The sequence below is a fragment of the Kitasatospora phosalacinea genome, assembly GCF_000717185.1.
GTDB lineage: Bacteria > Actinomycetota > Actinomycetes > Streptomycetales > Streptomycetaceae > Kitasatospora > Kitasatospora phosalacinea_A.
Genome location: NZ_JNYE01000006.1, coordinates 51,940 through 67,792 on the forward strand (window position 1 = coordinate 51,940; position 15,853 = coordinate 67,792).

Consider the following 15,853-nt stretch of genomic DNA (forward strand, 5'->3'; position numbering starts at 1 on the left):
TCGGTCACCTCTTCGCCGGGATCGCCGGGATGGGCATCTTGGCGAGCGGGATCTTCTGCTCGCGCTGGTCGTACCAGAGCGCCAGGGTCTCGGGCAGCGGCCCGGTCGCCTCGGCAGCCCTGGCACGGGCCTCGTCGCGGTGACCGGCCTTCCACAGCCGGTAGCTGGCCAGGACAGCGGCGAAGCCGTCCCAGACCGGGTGGCCGACGGCCTCGCCCACGATGACCTGCTTCAACACCAGGTCGAAGTCCTCCCAGGGGATGCCGAGCGGCTGCCACGCGGGCGAGGCGGGCGCGTCGGCGGCGAGGCTCCAGGCCGTGTCCTGGTGCTGGGCGTACAGGTGCAGGGAGTCGACGTGGTGGTGGTAGTCGCCGACCTCGGCGCCGAGCCATCCGGCCATCAGCTCGTGCAGGACGGTGGTGGTGATCAGGTCGTACGGCAGGCCGAGCCACACGTCCTGGCTCCGCATGCTGGTGTGCATCTCCAGGCGGCCCTCGCGCAGGTAGAAGCGGTACCCGAGGGTGCAGGGAACGTCCTTGTGGCCGGCGGTGTCGCGGCCAGGGTCGAAGATCTGGACGACGGCGCGGCGGCTCTCGCCGTCCCGGGTCAGCTGGCGGCGTACATAGTCGAGTTGGTCAAGCTGACCGTGCCAGCGTCGCAGGCGCGGACCGTAGGCGCCCTGGAGGGCGCCGTGGTCGGTGAGGCCGGCCAGACGGCTGTTGAAGTCGTGGATCCAGTCGGCGCTGGAGCCGGAGAGGATCCACACGGTCTCGGCGGCGGCGAACGCGGGGTTCAGCACCCGGTACGGGTCGAGGTGGACCATCCGGGCGGCCGGGTTGGTCAGCTTGAGGTAGGCACCCATGAGCTCGGCGGTGGCCATGCCGCGCGGTGCGACGCTGCGGCCCTGGCTCAGGATGGCCTTGCCGGCACGGGTGAACAGCGCGTTCGCGCTGTCCGCGGTGGTGACGAACACGATTCCTCCGGTGGGAACGACGGGGCAGGATCGTTCAGGCGCCCACGGGCTGCGGGGAGTTGGCGTTGAGGTGGGCGAGCTGGCGCGAGACGCCCTGGGCGAGGGCGGTGCGGGGCTTCCAGCCCAGGAGGTCCGCCGCCCGGGAGTTGTCGGCGAGGGTGGCCTCGACGTCACCGGCCTGGGCGGGCAGCCGGTTGACCGATACGGGGCGGCCGGTCAGCTCCTCGACGGCGGCCAGCACGTTCAGCACGGTGGTGGTGACGCCGGTACCGATGTTGAGGACCGTCGTGCCGATCGGGGCGGTCGCGGCGGCGATGGCGGCTCGGACCACGTCGCCGACATAGGTGAAGTCCCGGCGCTGGCTGCCCTCGCCATAGAGGTTCAGGGCGGGTCCGCCGAGCGCCGCCGTGAGTGCGCGGCCGATCAGCATGTCATCGCGCTGGCGAGGGCCGTAGACCGTGAACAGGCGAAGTGCCACCGCGGTGACGGTGGAGGTGGCCTTGCCCGCATGGGCCAGGCAGAGCTGTTCGCCGGCGAGCTTGCTGATCGCGTACGGCGACTCGGGGTTCGGCACGATCTCCTCGCCGGTCGCGCCGCCGCTCGTGGTCCCGTAGACGCTGGAGGAGGACGCGTAGACCAGCCGGGGAACGCGGACGTCCTCGCAGGCGGCCAGCACGCGCTCGGTGGCGAAGACGTTGCAAGCGGTGTACTCGGCAAACCGATCGCCCCAGGAGCTGCGGACGCCCGGCAGTGCCGCGAGGTGGAAAACCGCGTCGGCCTGCAGGAACAGTGCCGTGAGCGGGCAGGTCCTCAAGTCGGCGGCGACGAAGGTGAAGCCGGGGTGGTCGAGGGCTCCTGCCAAGTTCGCCGCCGCACCGGGGTCGGTGCGAGGGTCGCGGCGGTCCACGCCGATGACGGCGGCACCCTCGCCAAGGAGAGCGTCGACCAGGTGCGAGCCGATGAAGCCTGCGGCTCCGGTGACGACCGCCCGGGACGGGGCGCGTCCTGGTGTTGCCTTGTGCTGCATTGAAGTCCCCCCAGGGGTCTTGTCGTTGCTGTCTGGATCGACGGCGCCGGACGGTCAGGACGTGTGCGGCGTGCGCGGGTGGGTGCCGTCGAGCGCCGTGGTGTGGCTGAGGGCCGATGTGGCGAGATGGTGCTGGACGGCCGTCCCGAGCAGGGCGAGGCACAGGACATGGCCGAGGGCCCACAGGCCAGTGAGAACCGAGCCGATCGGGTCACGGGCCGCACTGCGGCGTCGTCGGCCCCGCGTTCCGCCCAAGATGTGGATCATCACCTTCTCCTCGAAGTTCCGTGCGCGGACCCGAAGAGCCACGGCGGTCGAGTGCGAACGACATGAGATGCGCGCAGATCAAGGCGCGCTGCCCAACGGTCGGCCGGTGGCGAGGCTCGTTGCCTTGGCGGCCGGGCGTGTCGAAACCATCACGCACCGCAACCCCGGCCGGGAAGGGCTGGTGATGGTCAGTCAGGTCAGGTGTTGGTCAGAATGGTCAGATTCACCCAATGACGGAGGGCGGCTCCGAGGGCTGCTGTACGTTGGCGTCGAACCTGTCAGCCGCATCGGACTTCGAGGTCACCTGTGGACGAAGGGTCTGTTCTCGGCGACTGCCTCAAGCGACTCGGCTGGTCGCCCGACAAACTGGCACGCGAGATCAACCGCGTGCGCCCGAACAGCATCAGCCCGAAAGCGCCCTACGGCTGGCTCAAGGGCTCCACGCCGCGCGGCTCGCTTCCGCAGATCGTCGCGTCGATCCTCTCGCACCATCTGAGGGAGACGATCACCGCCGAGGCCCTGTGGCCGGCGAAAGCCACCGCGCCCGGTGCCGACGGCTGGCTACAGCAGCCGTGGTCGCAGGGCGGTACCTGGGAGGGGCTCGGAGCGTTCACGGCGGGCCCCCTCCGTCCCGGCCTCGGTGTGTCGCCGCCCTTGTCCGGTCAGGGACTCATCGGCCCGGCCGTTGACTGGCTGACGACACCGGACGAGCCGGTAGCAGGGCGGCCCAGCGGGGAGGCGATCAGCCCCCAGGCCATCGACGTTCTCGCCGATCGCGTCGCCCAGCTCCGCCGACTCGATGACGCGCAGGGCGGCCCGCTCGTGCTGGACTGGATCACCCAAGACCTGAACTGGGCCGCACACTTGGCCCGCAACGGCACCTACGATCCCGCCATAGGGCAACGACTCCACAGCGTGCTCGCCGAACTCGCGCAGCTGGCCGGCTGGCTCGCCTGCGACCTCGGTCGCAACGCCCTCGGCCAGCGCTACCTACTCTTCGGACTCCGCGCCGCGCACACGGCCAACAACCGCGCGCTTGGGGCGAACATCGTCTCCTGCCTCAGCTACCAAGCCACTTGGCGCAGTGCGCACGACGAGGCGCTTCGCTTGATCAAGATCGCCCGTCAGGGCGTCGGAGGCGCACCCGGCGGCGCGGTCCACGCCCTCCTCGCCACCAGGCAGGCCCGTGCCCATGCCCAACTGGGCCACCTGGACGACTGCGCTCGGACCCTCGACGAGGCGGCTGCCCTGGTCGAGTCCGCAGCAGACAGCAGCACACCCTCGTGGGCCTACTGGGTGACACCGGCTGTCCTGGCCGCCGACGCCGGCCGCGCATGGCTCGAGCTCGGCCGTCCCGAGGTCGCCGAACGCCATCTGTTGCGTGGCCTGCAGCTGTTCGGTGACGAGCAGCCCCGGAACCGGCTGCTGCACACGATGTCCCTGGCAGAAGCCCGGCTGCGGCGGCACGACCTCGACGGCGCTGCCGAGGCCACCCGCCAGGCCCTCGATCTCCGCTCGTACCTCGACTCCGGCCGCGCCAGACAGCGGCTGGCCGGCCTACGCGACGAGTTCGAGCACTCCGACAGCCCACTGGCGCACGACGTCACAGACGAGATCGGCGCCGTCTTGGCCGCGTAGCCTGGACTTCCGCACGCACCCGAGGAACCGAATGTACGTCCGCACACAGGTCCCGCTGGCTCCGCTCACCACGCTCGGCATCGGCGGCAACGCCGTAGTCCTCGCCGAGCTGACCGATCCCGCCGACTTCCCCGACGTCGTTGGCCTGGCCCGTCGGGAGGGCGCCCGGCCCTTGGTCCTCGGAGGCGGCAGCAACATCCTCGTGGCCGACGCCGGGTGCGGCGTGCCCGTCGTACGCATGGCCACCCAGGGCGTGGCGTTCGAGCGCGATGACGACAGCGAGGCGGTCACCGTCACCGTCCAGGCCGGCCACATGCTCCAGGACCTCGTCGAGGAGACCATCTCCAACGGCCTGACCGGCATGGAGACGCTGATCGGCATCCCCGGCACGGTGGGAGCCACGCCGGTCCAGAACGTCGGCGCCTACGGGCAGGAAGTCGCGGACGTCCTCATGCGCGTCACGGCCTGGGACTGGGTCACCGGCCGCGAAGTCACTCTCTCGGCCGAGGACTGCCGGCTTGGCCACCGCACGAGCATCTTCAAGCACTCCACCCGCTGGACGCTCCTCACGGTGACGTTCCGGCTGCGGCCGTCCGAGCTGAGCAGCCCGATCACGTACGGGATGGTCGCCAGGGTCCTCGACGTCCCCAAGGGCACGCCGGTCCTCCTTGCCGACGCGGCTGCCGCCGTGCTGACCGTGCGCCGCAGCAAGGGCATGGTCCTCGACCCCGGAGACAGCGACAACCGCAACGTCGGCAGCGTCTTCCTCAGCCCTGTCGTCGACGAGAAGCAGGCCGAGAAGCTCCGGGCCGAACAGGCGCCCGTGAACGCCTTCCCCGACGGCCTGACCAGAGTCAGTGCCAGCTGGCTGATCAAGGCCGCCGGGTTCGCTCTCGGCCAGCCGATCGCCCCTGGCATCCGGATGTCGACCAAGCACTTCACGCTCGTCGCCGAGGGCCACGCCACCGCCGGCGCGTTCGCCGAGGCATCCAGGACGGTCGCCGAGAGCGTGCAGGAGGTCACGGGAATCCAGCTGACCCCCGAGCCCGACCTCTTCGGCGACGAACCCGCGTACCTCCGCCTCAAGCAGAACGCGCTCGCTTCAGCAACACACTGACGGGGCTGGCCAACCCGGACGGTCGCTTCGCAGACCTGGCCTGGCACTCCTCCCCGGTGAAGATGCTCCCTACCCGGCGGTGGCCAGGTTCAGGCCGACCGTCTTCGCTGTACGCAGTGCCGCTCGGGCGCGTGCGGCACCGTTGTGGGTCACCGCTTCGCCTCCGCCGACGGTGAGCATGCGGGTTGCGAGGCTCGCACAGGGGCGGCAAATGCCCGGCTGGGGCACGGGGTCGTGGCACTTGGCGCACTCGGCGTACCGGGCCGCTACCGGGCGCACAGGGGCCGGTACGGGTGGCATCTTGCGCTCCAAGCGGTTGCGCAGCACCGCCACCGGCGAGTGGACCGGGATGGGCAGGCCGAGCAGGAGGGCAGCGGCAAGGTCGGCGTGGGTCGCGCCGCGCTCCAGCCACTGGACGACCAGCGGCGCAAGCGTGCGCGCTTCGGGCTCGCCGAGGTGCAGGCGCGGCTCGGGCCGGATCACTCGGAACAGCGTGGCGACCGCCTCGCTGACCTGCTCGTCCGGCACTGCCGGAGCGTTGTTGGCGTCCTGGTGCTCCTCCTCCCTCCCTCCCGGCTCCTCGCCCGCCTGGTCGGCGGTCGCCTGGTCGTTCGCGGGGCTGGTGGGGAGGGAGGGTTCTTTGTGCCGGGTACTTTCAATTAGGGCGTCAGCATCACCGGTGGTCGCCTCACCGGAGACCGGACGGGTGGCACCCGGCAGTGCGAGCTGCGGGGTGTCATAGACGTGGGTCTCGGTGCGGATGGTGCCGTCGGGCATGCGGATCTTCTCGACGCGGTAGAAGCCGGCGTCGGTGAGCTCCTTCAGGGCCTTGCGGATCGCGCCGCGTCCCTGGGGGCTGGTGTCGGCCATGTGCCGGCCGTCCTCGCGCCAGCCGTCGGGGCGGGAGAGGAGGTCCGCGAGCAGGCCGCGGGCGGTGTAGGACAGATGCCGGTACTGCAGCATGGCGTTGGGCAGCACGGTGAAGTTGCGCACGTGGGCGCTACGATGGACACGCATCGGGAGTTACCGCTCCTGGTGCCGGACCCCGGGGTGTTGGAGCACCGCCGGGGTCGCCTATTTTCGGTTGGATTACGGAACGTAGCACACGCTCCGATCGAAGATCGATGCAATCGGCGAGCGATCAGCATCACGCCTCAAGCGGTCAGACTTGGCCGCCGAAGGCCCCCAAGTGGCAGTTATGGAAGGCCACTTGGATGCATCCCCGCCGCTCGACGGGTGGGCCGAGTGCAGCCAGCCTTCGATTCGAGGTTGGCGGTCGTGGTCAGGTCCCCGCAGAGCCCGGCTGACCTGCGCGTCAGCCGGGGGCGCGGCGAGCGTCCCGTTAATTCCACATCACTCCGGCGAGAAGGCCGTCGAATGCGAGCGCCCGCATGGCGGTGTTGAAGTCGTCCCACTCGTTTTCAGGGTCGGTGAAGTGCTGATCGAAGTAGTCGCGGGTGAGGTCGGGCTCGTGCCATTCGTGGGCACAGCGGCATCGAACGAACACGTGGGCGCGGATGTTCAGGAGGAGCCAGTCGCGGGCGGCGTCGCACAGTGGGCAGGCGATGGTGATGCCGAGCGGGTTGAGCGGGTCGGGGTGGGGGACGGCGCGGATCACGGGACGGGCGGGGTTGGGCACGGGCGCCTCCAGGGGGCTGGTCGGTGGGAACCGACACAAGACACCCCTGCGCGGGAATGTTCCCAATCACCGAGATCGACATCAAATCGACATCAACTGCTTTAGCTGCCAGAGGGGTTACGTTGCGCGGTGGCGGTGCTCTCGACGTTTGCCTCCCGGCTCCTATCGCCCCACGAGTTCGCCAGCGGTGGTGTCGACCTGGGAGACAGCTCGCCGGATGAGGCCCAGGGTCGCGTCGAGTTCGGCGGGGCGGAGGAAGCCGTTGGCGTTGAGGGCGAAGGCGATCTGGTTCAGGTTGTTGCCGACCCGGGCCAGTTGAGCGCGGCTGGCGGCCAGTTCGTCGACAGTGCGGTCGAGGCGGTCTTGCGGGTCGCCGGCACTCAGGCCTCGGGCGTCGTTGAGGGTGCTGGTGGCGCAGAAGCGGGCGATGGTCTGGCTGCGGTCAGCGGCGGCTCGGCGGATCTCTTCGAATTCGGCGGCGTTGTATCGGACGGTCACTCGGTGCGGGCGCTGCTGCGGGTCACGGTGGCGGCGACGCGGCTGGCGAGTGGGGTGGCTCGGGGCGATGTTCTCAAGGCGGTCGCTCTCTTCCCCTACCTCGCTCGGCACCCCCTGGTGCCGAGCTGCCGGTGACGAGTCGAGCGCCCCCGCTCGACTCGCCGCCGGCTGTCCCTCGCCGGCTGGCGAGGGACCTGCGTGGGACTGCCCCTGGGGCGGTCCCACGCAATAGCTTGCTGCGCCAGCGGCGGTCAGCTCGGACGCCAGTTGCGGATCACCGTTGGGAGTAGGCGAGTTGAGGAGCGTTTCCAGGTCGCCGTCGGGGCTGTCGGTGTGCCCGGGGTCGGGCTGGTGGAGCGTCAGAGGGGACTCCTGGGGGTGTGTGGGGACGGTGGGCGGGACCGGACCAGGCCTGGTCTGGATCACAGAGAGGGGATCCGGGTGCCTCGCGGGACGGTGCCGAGCGAGGCACCCGGGGTGAGCGGAAGTACCGGGATCAGATGCCGGCGGCGGGACCGTCGTCGTCCGGTTCGTCCGGACGGACCATCTTCATGACCGCGGTGAGGCGTTCGTCGGACAACGTGAGTCCCTGGGCGCGTACCGCGTTGCGGACGACGGACCGGCTCAGCCTCCCGGTGTCCGTCCACGCCCGGACGGCGATGCCGGCCAGATCCTCCAACGGCGCGCCCGCCGGCCGGCCGACGGGCCGAGGCTCCGGGGACTGTCCGGCAATTCCGCTCGCCCCCTGGCCTGCGGCTTCTTGGGCCACGGTGTCGTCGGTCCGGGCGTGCTCCGCGCGGTCTGGGTCTGTCCATGGGAGGTCCTCGCCTGCGGACGGACGGTCTGAGCGGAATTGCCCGTCCGGTTCCGGGTCCGGTCCCGGACAGCGGTCCCTGTCCGGTCCGTCCGCAGGCCGCAGCGGTCCGACGGTCCGGTTCGCGGTCCGGTTCGGTCCGGTCTTGTGGACCTCCACGGTCCGGTCCGGTCCGGCGGACCGTCCGTCGCCCGGGGACCGTCCGGTCCCGGAGGAGGGGACAGGGGTCGAGTCGCGGACCACTGGCTCGCCGTTCGACTGGACGACGGGCCGGATGTAGCGGGTGGTGTGGATGCCGAGGTGGACGGCTCCAGCGAGGGCGAGCGGGGAGATGGCGGACAGAACGCCGACCGTCGTGTCGCTCAGCTGCAGGTGTCCAGCGCTGGCCAGGGCCTGCTGGTTGAGTCGGACGGCGTGGAGGGTGTTGGCCCAGATGCTGGCGGCGGTGGAGGTGCCGAACAGCAGCCACACGTACGCGCGGGCGGTGAGCGGGGCGGTCCGCAGGAGCAGAAGGGCGCGGACGCTGTAGGCGACGAACCCGTCGACGATGAGCGGGAACAGGTAGGCGAGCTGGTCGCGGATGTGGATGGCGAGGGCCATCTGGCGCAGGGCGTCGTAGGAGAGGGCGAAGCCGGCGGCAGCGAGCAGGCCGATCGCGGCGAAGTCCCAGACGGTCACACGGCTGGTGCGGGCGGCGCGGTCCGTGGTGGGCATGTGGGTGGTGGTCCTCCTTGGGGGCGGTCGAGGTGTTGGTGGCGGTGGGCCGTTGCATCCGTATTGGGCGTCCATGGCCCTTGTCCCGCTTGGCCGGTCGAGCCGGCAGTGACGTCCCGCCCGCCGTCCTAGCGGTGTACGCCGAGCCCTGCGGCAAGCGGGGGCGATACGGACGGCGTGACGGCGGGAGGGGAATGCCGTCCCAGCTGTGGCCTTTGGGACATGGGATGCAACGGCGGGGACGGGGCCTACCGCTTCTGGCGGGTGGGGTCAGGCATCGGTCGCGGGCGCGCGGGGCGGGAGCGGGTGGACCTTGGGGCAGTAGCGGCGCCAGGAGTCGGCGAATTTGTTGAAGGTGTAGCCCTTTCGCTGGCTGCCGTCAGGCAGGCGGATGTTGGCGGAGGAGATCTGGTAGTCCTTCAGCAGTCCGGAGAGCGCTCGGGCGGTGAGGCCGCCGCGTCCGTGCTCGGCCCATGGAGCCTCTGGGTCGTCGTTCAGCGACGCGAGGAGGGCGGTGGTGGGCAGGGTCTCCGGGTCGCCGTGGGCGAAGAAGATGCGGCGGATGTCGGCGAGGATCCTCGCTCCGCCGCAGCTGTCCTCTTCGATCACCTCCTCCGCCGCGACCATGCGCACGCACGCCTGGCGGGCCCGGCGCGGCCAGGAGCCGCCGGCAAGGTCGGCGACCGCGATCAGGGGCTCCCAGGTGTCGGCGGCCCGGTCCTCGACCGGCATGTCCGGCTCCAGCACCTGAGCCTGCTCGGCCACCTGGCCTGCCCACAGGGAGAGTTTCGCGCGGGTCTCCCGAAGGAGGACACCGTCTCGGCGGTCGCGCAGCGGCGCGACGACCTCGCCGTCGGCACGGCGGCGCATGCGGATCACGATCGACCGATCCATGATCGTGTCCGGCAGATCGCCGATCCCGGCCAGGGCGGCCATGGCGAAGGTCTCGAACTCCCGGGCCTGGTGGTCGTTGCCAACCGCCCGGGTGACCGGGCGGTTGCGTTGGTGCCCGGCGTTCAACAGGCCACGGATGTCCTCGTACTTCTCGGCGGTCCTGGGGTTGCCGAAGATGGTGTCGACCTCGTCGACCAGCAAGGTGCGGGGCCGGTCGCTGATCGTGCGGTAGATGGCCGCCGCGCTGGTGTTGACCGTGATCAGCGGGTCGTGGACGGTCTCGACCAGGACGTCGAGCAGGCGGGACTTGCCGCACCGGCGGGCGGGAGCCACGATCGCCAGGCGCGGCGCGTGGTGCCACACCGCCTGCAGGTGCGTCGCGGCAGCCCACAGCGTGACCGCGTCCAGGGCCTCCGCTGACGGCAGGACCGCGTACCGGCGGATGTGGGTGTGCAACTCAGTCAGCAGCACGGCACCCGGCGACTCCGGCATGTCCGGAACCGCGGTGGAGCTCGGCAGGCTGCTGGTCTCGCTGCCGACGGTGACCGGCTCTTCACCAGCGATGGACTCCGACAGCGGCTGGTCGGACACGTGAACGCCGGGGTGGCCCGGCTGGGCAACCGGCGGCCACGAGGCCGCCGGAACAGGCAGGTTGGGCAGGTTGGACGTGGGGGTGATGGGGGACTCCAGACTGCGGTGCGGCGGCGAACCGCCGCACCGCTCAGGGGGCAAGGAAGGAGTGCCGCCTCGCCATTCGAGATGCGAACCGGGGCTGCGGCGAGGACGGTACGACTGCGCGGAGCCAAGATCCACCGCACGGCGGCAAGCCAGCCGGCGGCAGACAGCAGCGCTCCTCGGCTCAGATGCGGTGAGGCGGGTGCGATCAGGCGGCCTGGTCGGCGCTCTGGCTGTCGAGCCAGGCTTCCACCTCCGTCCAGCGGTAGCGCAGGTGCCGGCCGACCTTGATCGCCGTCGGGCCCTGGCCGCGGTGGCGCCAGGCGTAGACGGTCCCCAGCGGGACACCGAGGTACGCGGCGAGCTCCTCGGCACTGGCCAGCGGACGGCGATCGGCGGTGGCACGGGAAATCTTGGACAAGAGGTCTCCGGAGGGTAGGGGATAAGGGGAATTCGGGCAGGTCGGCGAAGGCCCGCGAGGGGCAGGTGCGTTTCCGTGCAGAGAGAAGTCTGCGCGCGGCCCGGCCGGAAACCTAAAAAGGACCCCAGCCCGCCTTCCTGCGACCCCGGGCGGAGTCGTGGCCTGCCCGGCGGGGCGACGTGCGAAGCATTCTCCATGCGACCCGGCTCGCAACCTAAAACGGCCCCGGATCGGCTCACCGACCGCCTCCGAGGGCAGAGGTCCGCCCAGCCTTCACGGCTCTACAGCAGGCCATGTGCAAGCTCGACCGCGTCTTGCTGCGGATCAGCGCCACGATCGCGCCCGCCACGCGAACGCGCTGCTGAATACCTGGGACGATCCGGCACGATCGGACACTATCGGGCACGGAAATCGCCGTACGGGAAACTCGCACTTGACAATCGGCTGCCACTCGATCAATATCCATCACCCCGCCAAGAGCAGGTGCTGAGAGCGCTTCTGCCTGCGCGGTCCATTCGGCGGCCAGGCCTTCCCGCCGCCACCTCATCCGACTGCCGGCCAAAGGCCGTAATTCCCCTTACCCCGACCCAAGGAGCCGAATGGCGACCGTTTACGACACCTGGCACAAGACCCACCCCCGCCCCACCGACAAGCCCTGCCGTGAGCACAAGGGCAAGTACCCCACCGCCGACCACGGCAAGGGCAAGCGCTGGCAGGTCCGCTACCGCGACCCCAGCGGCGAGCAGCGCAAGCTCAACTTCGCCCGGCGGGCCGACGCCGACGCGGAGGCTTCGCGCCTCGACAACGACCTCAACCGCGGGGCCTACATCGACCCCACCCTCGGCAAGGAGACGTTCCGCGAGGTCGGCGAGCGGTGGCGCGCGAGCGCCGTCCACGGGTCGAGCACCGTAGAGCGCGTCGATCGGGCGCTTCGCCTGCACATCTACCCGATCCTCGGCGACGGGGCCATCGCGGGCTTCAAGACCTCGGAGATCCAGGCGTGGGTCAAGGACCGCTCGAAGATCCTGGCGCCGTCGACCCTGCGGGTGCACTACAGCTACGTGACCGCGATCTTTCGCGTAGCGGAGCTCGACCGCCAGATCCCGTTCAACCCGACGAAGGGGGTGAAGCTGCCACCCCCGCCGCGCAAGGAGATCGTCCCGCTCGCCGTCGAGGTCGTGGCTGCCCTGGTCGACGCTGCTCCCGGCTGGTACCGGGTGCTGCTGCTACTGGCGGCGGCCTCGGGACTGCGTCAGGGCGAGCTGTTCGGACTCGAGCTGGAGCACATCGACTTCAAGCGCGGCACGGTCCAGGTGAAGCAACAAGTGGTCGGCCCTGATCGGGGCGAGCCGTACCTTGCGCCGCCCAAGACCCACGAGAGCTACCGGACGGTCCCGGTGGCCAAGCCCGCGATGGACGCGCTGGCGGCGCATCTGGAGAAGTACCCGGCTCGCCGGGTCGATATCGAGGACCGCACCGACCCGCGCCCCTCCAAGTGGAAGCGGCGCAAGGCGCTGCTCGTCTTCACCAACGAGCGCGGTGAGGCGATCCGCCGTGCGGCCTGGGCGTCGGTGTGGGAGACCCTCGTGCGGGTTGCCGACAAGGCCCTGCGGAAGCAGTACGAGGGCGCGCTCAAGAGTTGGGAGCGCCGTGGCCGGCTGGCCGACGCGGAGCCGACGCTCCGCCAGGTGCCGGACGACGCCACGATGCACGACCTCCGGCACTTCTACGCCTCGGTGCTGATCAAGCACCGCGAGAGCGTGAAGACGGTGCAGAAGCGGCTCGGCCACGCCAAGCCGTCGATCACGCTCAACACCTACACGCACCTGTGGCCGGACGAGGAGGACACGACGAGGGCTGCGATCGAGGCGGCCTTCAGTGCTGTGCCCTCGCTAACTCTTTCCGGCATGAGGACGTGAGCGGGCTCTACCCAGCCGCTTCCGAGTTGGGCCGGAAGCGCTCGATCCGGTCCCGCACGGAGGACAGGTGGATCTGCTCTGGACGGCCGGCGAAGAGATAGAACAACGACTCCGGAACGTAGCCTGGCCGACGGAACCAGTTGCGCACCTGGTCTCCTCGGCCCTGTTCATCAGCGATCTCTCCTAGGACCTTTTCGGTGTCCGCGTAGATGTGGGCGAGACGTATCTGCCCTGCCGACCGGTGGAGCATGAACTCCTGTAGCGGAGGCAGACCACTTGGCCCCGGTGTCCTGCCCCATTCCCTAAGCGCGGGCGTGGCCGTGAGGATGTCGTTGATGACATTGGAGGTTTGGACGTGGTGCCACACCTCCAACAGCGTCGCGCTTCGGCCTGGGTTGACCACGTGATCGGCAAGGTTGGCCAGTAGCCGACCCATGAGCATCAGATTGCGGCGGACATCGACTGGCACCTGCGTTCCGAGTACGGCCAGTGCGCCCTCGCGGAGCAAGAGGTCGGCAATGCTGACGACGCCGGCACCACGAGGGGCAACGTGGCAGGCACTGAGCAGGATGACCGGCGGTGACTTCTCCAAGCCAAGCTCGACGTACGGCTGACCCCCAATGACGAGGGCCGCTGCGGCGCCTGCAATCGTGCCATGGGCACTGATGATCAGGATGTCCGGGTTGTGCTCCCTCACAGCCCGGCGAAGCGCTTCCAACGACAGGGTGTCTGCCAGATGGAGTGTGAGGCCCTCAACGTTGGCGTTCCTCTGCTGCACAAACGTCCAGCCACGTCGGGATTCCGCTCCGACGGGGTCGCTCGCGGGAATGCACTCGGCTACCAGCACGCTGATGCGATTGTTCCAGTCGACGATGGGCGAAGTGGCAGCTCTCTGGACCGTACGGGTTAGCGGGAGTAGTGGCTCGTAAGTGATGGGCAGGCGAGCTGCCAGCGGGGCGGTGTCCCCAGGCATGGTTACGAGGCCCAGCGGGAAGTTGGAGAAGATCGTCAAGGAGGAGGCGCTACGGACCGTCTCGACGACGGCCTCGGTGAGCAATGGCCTGACGGCGGCGTCGAACCTGCTTAGCAGTTTCCGTACCGAGCGTGGACGATCTTGGGTTGCATCCCTGAAGTGCCTCTCCAACTGTGCGAGGAGGGTGAACGCAGTCGGGGGAACGGACGGCATCATCAGGCCTGGACCCCCGTTGGCGACTGCCCGGCGGGTGAGAACGAACTCCATCGCGGCCCGTTCGAGCAGGGCGTCAGGCCGCTCCCCGATCCTGGGCGACCAGGTGTCGTCTACATCAAGATCAGCCATCGGGCGCAATTGCGCCCTCAGCTGGGCAGGGTAGGCGCGGCGGACGTAGGCGGGAGGCACGCCGGGAAGGGCTAGAGATGCGGAAATTTGCCGGTGGCTGGCCGTCTCCCTGACAGCCTCGGCGAGGTTCAGATCCGGCGACTCGAATGATTCCCCTCGACGGTCCAGCTCTGCTGCGGCAGCGACGAACAGGCGATCATGGATGGATCGGCGAACCAACGCGACAGGTTGGGCGTCGGGTTCGGGCTGTTCGGATGGCCGACCGAGTCTGCGCATCAGCAGGCGGTGCGGTAGATCTACAGCAGCTAGATCGAGGCGGCGGGTGAGCGCTGGCACGCCTCCCAACATGGGTCTACCGAACGAGAACCGCTCGTGGATGGCTCCCCAGTGGGCGTTGATGCTGTCGTCTGACAGGGCAGAGACGGGCGAGGCCGGCAGCACGAAGTTGAGGTCGCCAGCACGCTTTGCGGTCCGGTCGAGCAGGTGGTCGGGGCACACTGCGAGAACTGGTTGCCACAGAGGGCCGAGGGCGCGCTTCTCGAAGAGGTCGATGGGCATGAGCAGGATGTTGTGGCCCATCGAGAGCTGATGCGTTCCTTGCAGCAGCCAAGGCTCCATCTCAACCAGGTCAAGACGAGACTGGGGCAGATGGAGGCAGTACCACAGGCCCGGAAGCGCTGTAGCGACATCGCGTGCCAGGCCGTGAGGTATGGCTGTGTCCGCAGCGCTGTTGAGTGGTGCCGATATGACGGGGGGCTCGTGGACGGACTCGCCGCCATCAGGTTCGAACACCGCGCAGTACAGGAACGGTTGATGGATCGTTGGCTCCTGCTCCGCTGTCACCCCGGGAGGGTACCGCGACCGCATTGCCTGGCTGCGGGCTTCGATTGATCACGTCAGCGCTGCTGCGATGATCCGCAAGGGAGGTGCAGCCCCGGGTGTTCACCCGGCGCACCATCGGAATCGCGCGGTGAGGTTCCGGCGCACAGGAGAGGCGCATCGAGGGCGCTGATCTTGGCTGGCTTCAGCGTTGTGCCCTCGATGTGCCCTCCCAGGCCGAAAAGCTAGCGTTTCCGCAGGTCAGCGGGGTTTGCTAGCGGTAGTTGACGTACTGGATCGCGAAGTCCAGGTCCTTGCCCTTGAGCAGGGCCTGCACGGCCTGCAGGTCGTCGCGCGACTTCGAGCTGACCCGCAGCTCGTCGCCCTGGACCTGCGCCTTGACGCCCTTCGGGCCCTCGTCGCGGATGATCTTCGCGACCTTCTTGGCATCCTCGGTGGTGATGCCTTCCTTGATGTCGGCGAAGATCTTGTACTCCTTGCCGGACAGCTGCGGCTCCGCCGCGTCCAGCGCCTTCAGCGACAGCCCGCGCTTCACGAACTTGGTCTGCAGCACGTCCAGGATCGCCCGGACCCGCTCCTCGCCGTTGGCCTTCATCTCGATCTTCTCGCCGGACCGCTTGATCTCGGCGCCCACGTTCTTGAAGTCGAACCGGGTGGCGATCTCGCGGGAGGTCTGGTTGATCGCGTTGTCGACCTCCTGCCACTCGACCTTCGAGACGATGTCGAAACTGGAGTCGGCCATGGGTGTTGGTCTCCTTGCACTACAGGCTGCACGGTCGCGCCGCCCGCCACCGGCGGGCGACGCCCAAGCCTATCCAGCACCCCGCGCCCCCGCCCGCAACGCCCGCGCGCCGACCTTGATCACGACGTGACGTAACCGAGTGGCGGACCACCCCCCCACATCAGGTATCGTTTACGACGTCGAACGGGGCAGTGCCCCGCGAGACACCATCCCTGGCTGGTTGCCCGAGCGGCCAAAGGGAGCAGACTGTAAATCTGTCGCGCAAGCTACGCAGGTTCGAACCCTGCACCAGCCACTGGATAGTGGAGAAGCCCCCGGGCTGCGGAGACGCAGCCGGGGGCTTCTTCGTCGTGCGCC

General features: G+C 69.3%; 14 protein-coding genes and 1 tRNA gene. 4 read left to right on the top strand and 11 right to left on the bottom strand.

From position 1 onward, the window contains the following. Positions 1 to 4: 4 nt before the first annotated feature. The 3 genes from OO57_RS04080 to OO57_RS04090 are packed head-to-tail and all read right to left on the bottom strand — an operon-like array spanning position 5 to position 2,267. Positions 5 to 973 (bottom strand): thymidylate synthase, encoded by a 969-nt coding sequence (locus OO57_RS04080; RefSeq protein ID WP_063737487.1) that lies wholly within the window; start codon positions 971 to 973, stop codon positions 5 to 7. A gap of 34 nt (positions 974 to 1,007) precedes the next feature. Then, complete coding sequence (locus OO57_RS04085; protein WP_051776529.1) at positions 1,008 to 2,000, bottom strand: NAD-dependent epimerase/dehydratase family protein; 993 nt, start codon at positions 1,998 to 2,000, stop codon at positions 1,008 to 1,010. A gap of 54 nt (positions 2,001 to 2,054) precedes the next feature. Beyond that, complete coding sequence (locus OO57_RS04090) at positions 2,055 to 2,267, bottom strand: hypothetical protein (RefSeq protein ID WP_033250878.1); 213 nt, start codon at positions 2,265 to 2,267, stop codon at positions 2,055 to 2,057. A 306-nt stretch (positions 2,268 to 2,573) separates the two neighbouring features. On the opposite strand from OO57_RS04090, the gene OO57_RS04095 reads away from it, so the two are divergent. Beyond that, on the top strand, positions 2,574 to 3,905 hold the full coding sequence (locus OO57_RS04095; protein WP_051776531.1) for a hypothetical protein: 1,332 nt from the start codon (positions 2,574 to 2,576) through the stop codon (positions 3,903 to 3,905). 31 nt (positions 3,906 to 3,936) lie between these two features. Continuing rightward, complete coding sequence (locus tag OO57_RS04100; RefSeq protein WP_033250879.1) at positions 3,937 to 5,022, top strand: UDP-N-acetylmuramate dehydrogenase; 1,086 nt, start codon at positions 3,937 to 3,939, stop codon at positions 5,020 to 5,022. A 69-nt stretch (positions 5,023 to 5,091) separates the two neighbouring features. Here OO57_RS04100 and OO57_RS39105 read toward each other — a convergent pair whose 3' ends face one another. The 6 genes from OO57_RS39105 to OO57_RS04130 all read right to left on the bottom strand — a co-directional run bounded on the left by OO57_RS39105 (position 5,092) and on the right by OO57_RS04130 (position 10,677). Beyond that, positions 5,092 to 6,015 carry a hypothetical protein gene (locus OO57_RS39105; RefSeq protein WP_234337215.1) on the bottom strand — a complete coding sequence of 308 codons (924 nt, stop codon included), beginning with the start codon at positions 6,013 to 6,015 and terminating at the stop codon, positions 5,092 to 5,094. 349 nt (positions 6,016 to 6,364) lie between these two features. After that, a complete protein-coding gene (locus tag OO57_RS04110; protein ID WP_081973442.1) occupies positions 6,365 to 6,661 on the bottom strand; it encodes a hypothetical protein in 297 nt (98 codons plus the stop codon). 162 nt (positions 6,662 to 6,823) lie between these two features. Beyond that, a complete protein-coding gene (locus OO57_RS47305) occupies positions 6,824 to 7,585 on the bottom strand; it encodes a plasmid mobilization protein (protein ID WP_081973443.1) in 762 nt (253 codons plus the stop codon). A 70-nt stretch (positions 7,586 to 7,655) separates the two neighbouring features. Next, complete coding sequence (locus OO57_RS04120; protein ID WP_051776537.1) at positions 7,656 to 8,687, bottom strand: DUF2637 domain-containing protein; 1,032 nt, start codon at positions 8,685 to 8,687, stop codon at positions 7,656 to 7,658. Positions 8,688 to 8,957: 270 nt separating this feature from the next. Then, entirely contained in the window at positions 8,958 to 10,172 is a 1,215-nt protein-coding gene (locus tag OO57_RS04125) for a DUF3631 domain-containing protein (protein ID WP_234337216.1), read from the bottom strand. Between the two features lie 292 nt (positions 10,173 to 10,464). Further along, positions 10,465 to 10,677, bottom strand: a complete 213-nt coding sequence (locus OO57_RS04130; protein WP_014136342.1) for a helix-turn-helix transcriptional regulator — start codon at positions 10,675 to 10,677, stop codon at positions 10,465 to 10,467. A 599-nt stretch (positions 10,678 to 11,276) separates the two neighbouring features. Here OO57_RS04130 and OO57_RS04135 point away from each other — a divergent pair. Then, positions 11,277 to 12,596 (top strand): tyrosine-type recombinase/integrase, encoded by a 1,320-nt coding sequence (locus tag OO57_RS04135; RefSeq protein WP_033250881.1) that lies wholly within the window; start codon positions 11,277 to 11,279, stop codon positions 12,594 to 12,596. Positions 12,597 to 12,603: 7 nt separating this feature from the next. Here the strand turns inward: OO57_RS04135 and OO57_RS39110 are convergent, their stop codons facing one another. Together OO57_RS39110 and OO57_RS04145 are read right to left on the bottom strand one after the other, a co-directional pair. After that, on the bottom strand, positions 12,604 to 14,757 hold the full coding sequence (locus OO57_RS39110) for a CHAT domain-containing protein (protein ID WP_158715016.1): 2,154 nt from the start codon (positions 14,755 to 14,757) through the stop codon (positions 12,604 to 12,606). A 250-nt stretch (positions 14,758 to 15,007) separates the two neighbouring features. Beyond that, positions 15,008 to 15,496: a YajQ family cyclic di-GMP-binding protein gene (locus tag OO57_RS04145; protein WP_033250882.1), complete on the bottom strand. Its 489-nt coding sequence runs from the start codon at positions 15,494 to 15,496 to the stop codon at positions 15,008 to 15,010. 214 nt (positions 15,497 to 15,710) lie between these two features. On the opposite strand from OO57_RS04145, the gene OO57_RS04150 reads away from it, so the two are divergent. Next, positions 15,711 to 15,791, top strand: a tRNA-Tyr gene (locus OO57_RS04150). Positions 15,792 to 15,853: the final 62 nt, after the last annotated feature.

What these genes read in the sequence shown, in the direction of transcription:
- OO57_RS04085 (WP_051776529.1), bottom strand. Translation starts at nt 2,000, where the DNA reads ATGCAGCACAAGGCAACACCAGGACGCGCCCCGTCCCGGGCGGTCGTC.
- OO57_RS04090 (WP_033250878.1), bottom strand. Translation starts at nt 2,267, where the DNA reads ATGATCCACATCTTGGGCGGAACGCGGGGCCGACGACGCCGCAGTGCG.
- OO57_RS04100 (WP_033250879.1), top strand. Translation starts at nt 3,937, where the DNA reads ATGTACGTCCGCACACAGGTCCCGCTGGCTCCGCTCACCACGCTCGGC.
- OO57_RS04120 (WP_051776537.1), bottom strand. Translation starts at nt 8,687, where the DNA reads ATGCCCACCACGGACCGCGCCGCCCGCACCAGCCGTGTGACCGTCTGG.
- OO57_RS04135 (WP_033250881.1), top strand. Translation starts at nt 11,277, where the DNA reads ATGGCGACCGTTTACGACACCTGGCACAAGACCCACCCCCGCCCCACC.
- OO57_RS04145 (WP_033250882.1), bottom strand. Translation starts at nt 15,496, where the DNA reads ATGGCCGACTCCAGTTTCGACATCGTCTCGAAGGTCGAGTGGCAGGAG.